This is a genomic window from Streptomyces sp. NPDC048419 (assembly GCF_043200415.1).
In the GTDB taxonomy this organism is placed as follows: Bacteria; Actinomycetota; Actinomycetes; order Streptomycetales; family Streptomycetaceae; genus Streptomyces.
On sequence record NZ_JBICXT010000024.1, the window covers coordinates 68,257 to 77,837 of the forward strand.

The 9,581-nt window shown below is 69.3% G+C and carries 11 protein-coding genes; 6 read left to right on the forward strand and 5 right to left on the reverse strand.

All coding sequences use genetic code 11. The features are described from left to right. The first annotated feature begins 56 nt into the window (after positions 1-56). From ACGFYN_RS36640 to ACGFYN_RS36655, 4 genes are all read left to right on the forward strand, one after another. Complete coding sequence (locus tag ACGFYN_RS36640; protein ID WP_393870276.1) at positions 57-656, forward strand: chemotaxis protein CheB; 600 nt, start codon at positions 57-59, stop codon at positions 654-656. A gap of 20 nt (positions 657-676) precedes the next feature. Next, complete coding sequence (locus ACGFYN_RS36645) at positions 677-2,545, forward strand: CheR family methyltransferase (RefSeq protein WP_393870277.1); 1,869 nt, start codon at positions 677-679, stop codon at positions 2,543-2,545. Positions 2,546-2,571: 26 nt separating this feature from the next. Further along, positions 2,572-3,435 carry a GAF and ANTAR domain-containing protein gene (locus tag ACGFYN_RS36650; RefSeq protein ID WP_393870278.1) on the forward strand — a complete coding sequence of 288 codons (864 nt, stop codon included), beginning with the start codon at positions 2,572-2,574 and terminating at the stop codon, positions 3,433-3,435. Between the two features lie 81 nt (positions 3,436-3,516). Then, a complete protein-coding gene (locus tag ACGFYN_RS36655; RefSeq protein ID WP_393870279.1) occupies positions 3,517-4,251 on the forward strand; it encodes an ANTAR domain-containing protein in 735 nt (244 codons plus the stop codon). Here the strand turns inward: ACGFYN_RS36655 and ACGFYN_RS36660 are convergent. Further along, positions 4,248-4,778 carry a DUF1269 domain-containing protein gene (locus ACGFYN_RS36660; RefSeq protein WP_393870280.1) on the reverse strand — a complete coding sequence of 177 codons (531 nt, stop codon included), beginning with the start codon at positions 4,776-4,778 and terminating at the stop codon, positions 4,248-4,250. The genes ACGFYN_RS36655 and ACGFYN_RS36660 overlap by 4 nt on opposite strands. A 278-nt stretch (positions 4,779-5,056) precedes the next feature. Between ACGFYN_RS36660 and ACGFYN_RS36665 the strand changes: the two genes are divergently transcribed. Then, a complete protein-coding gene (locus ACGFYN_RS36665; RefSeq protein WP_393870281.1) occupies positions 5,057-5,350 on the forward strand; it encodes a hypothetical protein in 294 nt (97 codons plus the stop codon). A 2-nt stretch (positions 5,351-5,352) separates the two neighbouring features. Here ACGFYN_RS36665 and ACGFYN_RS36670 read toward each other — a convergent pair whose 3' ends face one another. The 4 genes from ACGFYN_RS36670 to glnA all read right to left on the reverse strand — a co-directional run bounded on the left by ACGFYN_RS36670 (position 5,353) and on the right by glnA (position 8,792). Then, positions 5,353-5,937 (reverse strand): hypothetical protein, encoded by a 585-nt coding sequence (locus ACGFYN_RS36670; protein ID WP_393870282.1) that lies wholly within the window; start codon positions 5,935-5,937, stop codon positions 5,353-5,355. Positions 5,938-5,940: 3 nt separating this feature from the next. After that, positions 5,941-6,858, reverse strand: a complete 918-nt coding sequence (gene htpX / locus ACGFYN_RS36675) for a zinc metalloprotease HtpX (RefSeq protein WP_393870283.1) — start codon at positions 6,856-6,858, stop codon at positions 5,941-5,943. Positions 6,859-7,010: 152 nt separating this feature from the next. Next, positions 7,011-7,274 (reverse strand): hypothetical protein, encoded by a 264-nt coding sequence (locus tag ACGFYN_RS36680; RefSeq protein ID WP_393870284.1) that lies wholly within the window; start codon positions 7,272-7,274, stop codon positions 7,011-7,013. A gap of 108 nt (positions 7,275-7,382) precedes the next feature. Then, positions 7,383-8,792 (reverse strand): type I glutamate--ammonia ligase, encoded by a 1,410-nt coding sequence (gene glnA / locus ACGFYN_RS36685; RefSeq protein WP_393870285.1) that lies wholly within the window; start codon positions 8,790-8,792, stop codon positions 7,383-7,385. Between the two features lie 196 nt (positions 8,793-8,988). Between glnA and ACGFYN_RS36690 the strand changes: the two genes are divergently transcribed. Continuing rightward, positions 8,989-9,456 (forward strand): RDD family protein, encoded by a 468-nt coding sequence (locus tag ACGFYN_RS36690; protein WP_393870286.1) that lies wholly within the window; start codon positions 8,989-8,991, stop codon positions 9,454-9,456. The last annotated feature ends 125 nt before the right edge of the window (positions 9,457-9,581 follow it).

Sequence of the window (9,581 nt, forward strand, 5' to 3'; positions counted from 1 at the left end):
CCACCTCCTTTCGCCGCACGGCCCTCCTGCCGCCCGCACGGCTCTAATCTGATCGTGTGCAGCCCACCGAGCCCACGCCCGGCCGATTCGAAGTCGTCGCCGTCGCCTCCTCCGCCGGCGGCATCCACGCCCTCGGCGCCCTGCTCGGCGCCCTGGATGCGGAGCTCCCGGTGCCGCTGCTGATCGTGCAGCACCTGGACCCCCACCACCGCACGGTGATCGCGGAGGTTCTGGCCCGCCGTACGGAGATGAACGTGAAGCTCGCCGAGGATCATGAGCGGATCGTCTCCGGCACGGTGTACATCGCCCCGCCGGACCGGCACCTCCTCGTCCGTCCCGGCGGACTGCTCGACCTCACCGACAGCGAGCGGGTCCACTTCGTCCGGCCCTCCGCCGACCTGCTGTTCGAGTCGGTCGCCGCGGCCTACGGCCCGCAGGCCATCGCCTGTGTGCTCACCGGTACCGGGCGCGACGGCGCGCAGGGCGTGGACGCGGTCAAATCGCGCGGAGGCACCGTCATCGTGCAGGATCCGGCGACATCGGAATTCAGCGGCATGCCGGAAGCGGCCGTGGGTACGGGGCCGGTGGACTTCGTGCTACCTCTTGAGGAGATCGCCGCGATGATCGGTGAACTGGTCGATACCAAGCGGCAGTAGCGGAGAAGTAGGCGGCAGCAATGGTTGACGGACAGCCGGACGTGGAGACCGACGAGGAACTCGAAGAGCTCCTCCGTTTCCTCCGTGATGCCCGCGGCTTCGATTTCACCGGATACAAGCGCTCCTCGCTGGGCCGCCGCATCCGCAAGCGGATGGCGGACGCCCAGGTGAGGTCGTACGCGGACTACCAGGACCGCCTGGAGACGAACGCGGACGAGTTCGACGCGCTGTTCAACACCATCCTCATCAACGTCACCTCCGTCTTCCGCGACTCCGACGCCTGGATCTTCCTCCAGCACGAGGTGCTGCCCGAGCTGCTCGCGCCTAGCGGGGGCGAGGACGAGATCCGGGTGTGGAGCGCGGGCTGCTCCAGCGGCGAGGAGGCCTACTCGCTGGCGATCATGTTCGCCGAGGCGCTGGGCATCGAGGAGACCCTGCAGCGGGTCAAGATCTACGGAACGGACATCGACGACGAGGCACTGCGCGACGCCCGGACCAGCCTGTACCCGGCCAAGATCCTCGAGTCTCTGGCGCCCGAGCTGCGCGACAAGTACTTCGAGCAGAACGGCGCCCGGTTCAGTTTCCGCTCCGACCTGCGCCGCAAGGTGATCTTCGGCCGCCACGACATCACCCGCGACGCGCCGATCTCCCGTCTCGACCTGCTGGTGTGCCGCAACACGCTGATGTACTTCAACGTCGAGGCGCAGAGGCAGATCGTCGACCGCTTCCACTTCGCGCTGCGCGAGGGCGGCTTCCTCTTCCTGGGCAAGGCGGAGATGCTGCTCAACGACGCCGAGCGGTTCGAAGTGATGAGCATGCGGCAGCGCGTGTTCCGGCGCCGCGCCGGAACGGCCGCGTCGCCCTACCAGCCCGTCCCGGTGAAGGTCAGGGCCGGGGTGGGCAGCGAGCTGCACAGCGCGGCACGCCACCGCCAGCTGCGCGATCTCATCCTCGACGCGGCGCCGGGTGCCGCCCTGGCCGTCGACGCAGACGGCATGGTCGTGCTCATCAACAACCACGCGCGCGCCGAGTTCGGCCTCACCGCGAACGACATCGGGCGGCCCTTCCAGGACCTGGAGATCTCCTACCGTCCCGTCGAACTGCGCTCCCTGATCGAACAGTCCACCCGTGAGCGGCGGACCCTGCGGATCAACGGCGCCGAACGCCGGGTCGCCGACGCCGTCCAGTACTTCGACATCGTCATCCAGCCCCTCCCCGGTGCCGACGGCATGGTGTCCGCCACCAACATCGTCTTCACCGACGTCACGGTCGCCACCCAGCTGAAGTCCGAGGTCAAGCGGGTCCGTGAGGACCTCGAGACGGCGTACGAGGAACTCCAGTCCACGAATGAGGAGTTGGAGACCACGAACGAGGAACTCCAGTCGAGTATTGAGGAGTTGGAGACCACGAACGAGGAACTCCAGTCCACGAATGAGGAGTTGGAGACCACCAACGAGGAACTCCAGTCCGGCAACGAGGAACTGGAGACGATGAACGAGGAGATGCGGGTCCGCACCGAGGAACTGGACGAGGCCCGTACGTTCCTGGAGGCCGTGCTGACCTCGATCGCCGCCGGAGTCGTCGTCCTCGACCAGGCGCTGAAGGTCAAGTGCTGGAACCGCGGCGCCGTCGACATATGGGGTCTGCGCACCGACGAGGTCCTCGACCAGCCCTTCTTCGGTCTCGACTTCGGACTGCCCACCGAGAAGCTGCGCGAGACCATCCAGGTCTGCGTCGACACCGGCAGGCGGGGCGAGCCGCTGCCCGTGCCGGCCATCAACCGCCTGGGCCGCTCCATCATCTGCACGGTGCAGTGCAGCCCCTTCGACGGCCACAACGGCGGGGTCGTCCTGCTGATGGAGGAAGGCCGGGTGAACGGCTCCGACTAGGACGGACGTGAGCGTACGATTCCGATATGGCCACCGAAGGTGCGGCTTCGGACCTCACCGCTTCCGCCCAGCGGAAAGCGGCGTTGGCGCGGGCCCGTTTCGAAGACGAGACCGATCGCGCCGAGCGGCATGAGTTCCTCGCCGAAGAGGCTCGCACCCAGTCCCTCAAGGACATGCACATGCGGATCGCGGGGATCCACCGGTCGACCGCGTCCTGCCATCTGACGGCGGCACATCTCCAGGACGACTACGTGGCCCGACTCGCGGGCTGGTCGGTTCGGCGTGATGCCCCGAAGCCCCTGTTCATGGCGGGGGTGGCCGAGGCCTGCGGCACCGAGAGCGCCGCGGTCACCCTGATCGGAGCCTCCCTCGACCAGCTGGCAATGGCCGCCTCCGACGAACCGGCCCGCGCCGCCCAGGAGCTGGAGTTCCTGCTCGGCGAGGGCCCGGCCCGGGACGCGACCAGCGAGCTCCGTCCGGTGCTGGCGGACAGCGCCGCAATGCTCGACCGCTGGCCCGGTTACGGTCCGGCCGCCGCGGAACTCGGCATCAAGGCGGTGGCCGCCGTACCGCTGAGCCTGTCCGGGACGTGTGTCGGCGCACTCGCGGTCTTCGATCCCATACAGGGCGTGACCAACGCGGACACCTTCGGCGAGGTCGCCGAGGCACTGACACGTTCGATGATCCTCGGCCCGGACGGTGATCCAGAGCTGTATGGTGCCACCGACATGCGCGCCGAGGTGCATCAGGCCGCGGGCATGGTCTCCGTGCACCTCAAGTGCTCGGTCGCCGATGCGCTGCAGCTGATCAAGGCCCACGCGTTTGCCGAGGGCGTCTCTGCTCACTCAGTAGCAGAGCGCGTCCTCGGCGGCGAACTTCGGTTCGGCTGAGGTGGGGAAGCGCGCGGCAGTGGACGACCACGAGGTGTGCGACCGGCGGCCGCCGGCCGGCAGGCGAAGGGAACCCAGCCGATGACCACCATGTCCCCGTCGCCGCACGAGCTGGCACGGGCGTTCGTCGATCTGGCCGCCAGCCCGGTCACCGAGGTGTCCGACCCGACCGGGCTCCTCGCGACCCTGGCCGCGCACGGCACCCAGCTGCTCGGCGAGTGCTCGGCCGTCGTGCTCTACGCCCCCGACGAGCACGCCCGTGCCGAGGTGACCGCCGTCGGCGAGGAGCTGACGCTCCTCGCGAACCAAGCCGCCGGCTGGGGCGAGGGGCCGGGCTCGGAGTCCCGGCGAACCGGCCGGCCGGTCCCGGACACCGCACTTGACGGCGACCGGGCCAGGCGCGACTGGCCGCGCTACTCGGCCCGCGCCCTGGAGCTCGGGTTCGGCCGGGTCGCCGCCCTGCCCCTGCGCGTCGGCCCCGACATCCTGGGCGCCCTGGTGCTGCTGGGCCCCGGCAGCACACCGCTGTCCGCCGAGCTCCTCGCGCTCGGCCAGGCCCTCGCCGACGCGGCCGGCTGGGCCCTGGAGCGGGACCGCCGTCTGCGGGAGACGCGCGCCCTGGCCGGCCAGCTGGAGCACGCGCTGACCAGCCGGATCATCATCGAGCAGGCCAAGGGCACGCTCGCGGCCCGGCACTCCATCTCGGTCGAGGAGGCGTTCCGCATCCTGCGCTCCCACGCCCGCTCCCACCGCCGCCGGCTGACCGAGGTCGCCTCGGAGGTGGTGGGGCGAAGGCTGGATCTGCCGGTCGGCTAGGCCCCTGTCTCCGGCTGGGCTCCTGCCTCCGCCTTCGGCGCCTGCGCGGCCGCGATCGCCTCGCGCAGGTGCTCCTCGTCCGCCGTGCTCAGTGAGGTCTGCACCAACTGGCCGCCGTACGGCGTCAGTTGCGGGATCACCTTGTCCTGGGCCGCGTGCTTGACCAGGACGAAGAGGGCGGCCGCGCCCGGTCGCAGGTTCTGGCTCAGGTCCCGCATGAAGTTGTCGTTGATGCCGGTGTCGGTCATCGCGCCTCCGGCCGCTCCGGCCGCCGCGCCCACCGCGGCACCGAGCAGCGGCGCCAGGAAGAGCAGCCCGATCGCGCCGCCCCACAGTGCGCCCCCGGCCGCGCCGACGGTCGTGTGGTTGACGGCCTGGTGCAGTTTGATCTTCCCGTCGTCGCGCCGCTCGACGACCACCGCGTCCTCCAGCTCGACCAGATGCTGCTTGGACAGCTCGAACAGCTTCTCGCGCACCTGCTCGGCGGTCGCGAGGTCGTCGTAGGCGATGACGAAGAGATCACTCATCGAGGTGCACCCCTTGTGCGGCGAATGAGGCGAATGCGGTGAATCGGTCGATCCGTTCCGACTCTAGGCGCGGAGAAAACGGGATGCACGCCGAGTGACCACCTCCCTACGCTGGACAAGTGCGGCGGAGCTGCCCAGAACGCTTTGCGCAGGACCGGCATCACCCTGCGGACTCGGGGCTACTCTCTACGCACCGACGGCCGGGCGCCTTCCCCCAGCGCCCCGCCGGGACAGCACACCGTCACCGCTCGTACACACCCACGCCCACGGAGGCCCGGATGGGCACCATCGTCATAGCCGGGACCGTCGTCCTGGTGCTCTTAGGATTCGGAAACCACGTCTGGTGGCTCGTCGCGGTCGCCGTTCTTTTCCTCTACACGCAGTACGGACGGAGTGGTTCCACAGGCGGCGCCCCGCAGGCCCCGTCGACGGGGGGATCCTCGTCGGGGTCCATGCCGGCCAGCTATCAGGCCTACCGCAGGCGCCGTGACCAGCAGGCCAAGTGGGAGCGCCGGTACCGCCGCGAGCGCCCCCTGCAGCACCGCCGTCAGCAGCGCGAGAAGAGCGGATAGGCCTACAGGCCGGGGGCGCCCCACACGGGGAACCAGCGGCTGAGGTCCTGCTCCATCCGCAGGTCGTCGGCGAGCGCCGCCTTCACCTGCAGCTCCAGCGCGTTGTCGCGCCGCTGCCCCGCACCGGGCAGCGGCGCGAACGGGTAGAACGTGCCGCGCTTGTAGAGGTAGACCAGCGCCAGGCGTCTGTCCCCCTCGCCCCGGAAGCCCGCCAGCGAGCACAGCAGCTGCGGCCCGAAGCCGTTCACCTCCATCGAGCTGTTCACCGCGTGCAGGTCGTTGACCAGCGAGGACAGCTGCTCGGGGGAGCGCTGGGAGAGCAGCCAGGAGTAGCCGTACTCGTCCTGGCTGAGCTCCACAGGGGGGCCGTCCCGGTCCGCGTCGGCGTCCAGCAGGGCCTGGACCTCCCGGTGCGTCTGCTCGAAGGCCGAGCCCTCGACCGTGGCGAAGCACACGGCTCCCGTGCCGGTCGGCGTGAAACCGGCCGCGGCCTCCAGGGTCACGGCCGCCGACGGAAGCGCGAAGAGCCGGTCCAGGTCGGGCAGGACGGGTTTCGTACGGCCGAGCAGGATGTCCAGCAGGCCCATGCATCATGCCTTTCCGGGGGTCTGCGCCTCACCCAACTCGGCGGAGATCCGGCCCAGTTGGTCGAGCCGCTGCTCCAGACTGGGGTGGGTGGAGAAGAACCGCTCGATACCGGGCTCCTTGCCGGTCGCGGGCGTGAAGTAGAAGGCGTTGAACGCCTGCGCCGTGCGCAGGTCCTTGGTCGGGATCCGTGCGATGTCGCCGGACACCTTGGTGAGCGCGGAGGCCAGCGCCGAGGGCCGCCCGGTGAGCAGTGCCGCCGCCCGGTCCGCGGCCAGCTCCCGGTACCGGGACAGGGCCCTGATCAGCAGGAAGCTGATCGCGTACACGGCCGCCGAGACGGCCATCACCGCGAAGAAGATCGCCGCGGTGTTCTGGTCCCTGCGCCCGCCGCCGAAGAGCTGCGAGTAGAAGGCGAACCGCACGATCAGCCCGGCGATGACGCCGAGGAACGACGCGATCGTGATCACGGCGACGTCCTTGTGCGCGACGTGCGACATCTCGTGCGCGAGCACGCCCTCCAGCTCGGCGGGCTCCAGCCGGCGCAGCAGCCCCGTGGTCACACAGATCACGGCGTGGTCCGGATTGCGTCCGGTCGCGAACGCATTGGGCATGTCCATGTTGGACACGGCCACCACCGGCTTGGGCATGTCGGCGATCGCGCACAGCCGGTCGACGACGGCGTGCAGCTCGGGATACTCCTCGCGCTCCACGACCCGCCCGCGCATGGCGAACATCGCGATCCGGTCGGAGAACCAGAACTGCGCGACGAACATCGCCGCCACCAGCACGACGACGAGCAGCCAGGACTTCAGCAAAACGATCAGCGCGGCCACGAAGGCCACGTACAGCAACCCGAGCAGGAACATCGTGACCGTCATCCGCACGGTCAGCCGCCGGTCGCTCCGGAAGCGGCTCTGCATGTGCATCACCCCGCAGTCAGGCACTCGTCCCACTGCAAGTGTGCACCCGGTGACTCCCATGAAGTGGTCCCGAACGGCCCTAGGTGCTGCAAAGTGCACAGGCCGGACGGCCCGGCGTGACGCGAAAGACAGGGGAGGAGCGGCGGCAGGCTTTAGAAGGGCGCCCGGAACTGCGCGTAGCCCAGCAGCAGGATGATCGCGGCGACGCTGCCCAGCACCACGGTCGTGGACACCCATGCGGAGCGGCGGGGCGTCACCGGTTCGGGGTCGGCGCGGAAGGGCTGCGGCTCGGGCGGGGACTCCCGCCACCGCGCGGCCAGCATCCGGGCCCGCGCCGAGGGCTCCTTGTGCTCGGCGCCGTCCGCCCACTTCAGGTCGAACTCGCGCTCCGGATCGTCGTGTTCGTGCTGCGGCATTCCGTCCACCCCCGTGTCGTCCCACGGCAGAATAGAACATACGCCCGCGCCCCCGCAGTCGGTACAGCCGACTGCGGGGGCGCGGGCGTATCTCCGGTCAGGTGCCGATCACACGTCGAAGTAGAGCTCGAACTCGTGCGGGTGCGGACGCAGCTGCAGCGGGGCGATCTCGCTCGTGCGCTTGAGGTCGATCCAGGTCTCGATCAGGTCGGACGTGAAGACGTCGCCCGCGAGCAGGAACTCGTGGTCGCGCTCGAGGGAGTCCAGCACGGCCGGCAGCGAGGTCGGGACCTGCGCGACGTTCGCGTGCTCCTCGGGAGCCAGCTCGTAGAGGTCCTTGTCGATCGGCTCGGCCGGCTCGATCTTGTTCTTGATGCCGTCGAGGCCGGCCAGCAGCAGCGCCGAGAAGGCCAGGTACGGGTTGCCGGAGGAGTCGGGCGCACGGAACTCGACGCGCTTGGCCTTCGGGTTCGAGCCGGTGATCGGGATGCGCATCGCGGCGGAACGGTTGCGCTGCGAGTACACCAGGTTGATCGGGGCCTCGAAGCCCGGCACCAGACGGTGGTAGGAGTTCACCGTCGGGTTGGTGAAGGCCAGCAGCGACGGGGCGTGCTTGAGGATGCCGCCGATGTAGTAGCGGGCCATGTCCGACAGGCCCGCGTAGCCGGCCTCGTCGTAGAACAGCGGGTCGCCGTTGCTCCACAGCGACTGGTGGACGTGCATGCCCGAGCCGTTGTCACCGAAGATCGGCTTCGGCATGAAGGTCGCGGTCTTGCCGTTGCGCCAGGCCACGTTCTTCACGATGTACTTGAAGAGCTGGAGGTCGTCGGCGGCGGAGAGCAGCGTGTTGAACTTGTAGTTGATCTCGGCCTGGCCGGCGGTGCCCACCTCGTGGTGCTGGCGCTCGACCTTCAGGCCCTGCTTGTCCAGCTCCAGGGAGATCTCGGCGCGCAGGTCGGCGAAGTGGTCGATCGGCGGGACCGGGAAGTAGCCGCCCTTGTAGCGGACCTTGTAGCCACGGTTGTCCTCGGTGGCGCCGGTGTTCCAGGCGCCCGCCTCGGAGTCGATGTGGTAGAAGCTCTCGTTCGCCGTGGTGGCGAAGCGGACGCTGTCGAAGACGTAGAACTCGGCCTCGGGACCGAAGTACGCGGTGTCCGCGATACCGGTCGACGCGAGGTAGGCCTCGGCCTTCTTCGCCACGTTGCGCGGGTCACGGGAGTACTGCTCACCGGTGATCGGGTCGTGGATGAAGAAGTTGATGTTGAGGGTCTTGTCCCGGCGGAAGGGGTCGACGCGGGAGGTCGACAGGTCCGCGCGCAGCGCCATGTCGGACTCGTGGATGGCCTGGAAACCGCGGATCGACGAACCGTCGAACGCGAGCTCCTCGTCCGGATCGAACGCCTCGACGGGCACCGTGAAGTGCTGCATGACGCCCGGCAGGTCGCAGAAACGGACGTCGACGAACTTGACGTCCTCGTCAGCGATGAACTTCTTGGCCTCGTCGGCGTTCTGGAACATCCAGCTCCTCCTACTCCCGACCGTCCCGCCGGGGTGGTAGTTCGTTGTGCGGCCAGTGCGGTGGCACACGCTGACCTCGACCCTAGGGACGCGTGATTTCTCGGGCGTGACCCATTTGTTTCGCACAAGTTAACCGGATCGCGTCCCGCGTACCCCACCTGTCCGGATCGCGAAACGCCCGCAGTACCGTGGACGCGTGGACAACAGGGATGCAATCGGCTCATGGCTCTCGGGTCCCCGCGCGGCCGCGGAGGACGCCGGAGTCGAGTTCGGATACAGGGGTGAGCAGCTCGGCCTGCCGGAGGAGGGGCCGGGGTCGATCGCCCGCCCGGGCCGCCGGTTCGCTGCGCTGGCTGTCGACTGGGGCCTGAGTCTCCTGATCGCATACGGTTTGATCGCGCACAGCTACAACGAGGCGGCTCAGAAGTGGGCGCCCCTCATTTTCTTCGCCCTGATCGTCCTCACAGTCGGCACGATCGGCTTCACTCCCGGTAAGCGCCTGTTCGGCCTGCGCGTGGTCGCCCTGAACACCGGCCGGGTCAACCCGCTACGCGCCCTGCTGCGCACGGTACTGCTGTTCCTCGCGATTCCCGCTCTGATCTGGGATCGCGACGGCCGCGGCCTGCACGACCGCCTGGCAGGCACCGTCGAGATCCTCCTGTAGCCCTTCTACGGCAGAGGGGGGGGGGGGGGGGGGGGGGGGGGGGCCCCCGCCCCCGGGGGCCCGGCTTGGGGGGGCGGGGGCCGCCCCGGGGGGGGGCCGAGCCCCGGGGCACGGCCGCGGCGGCG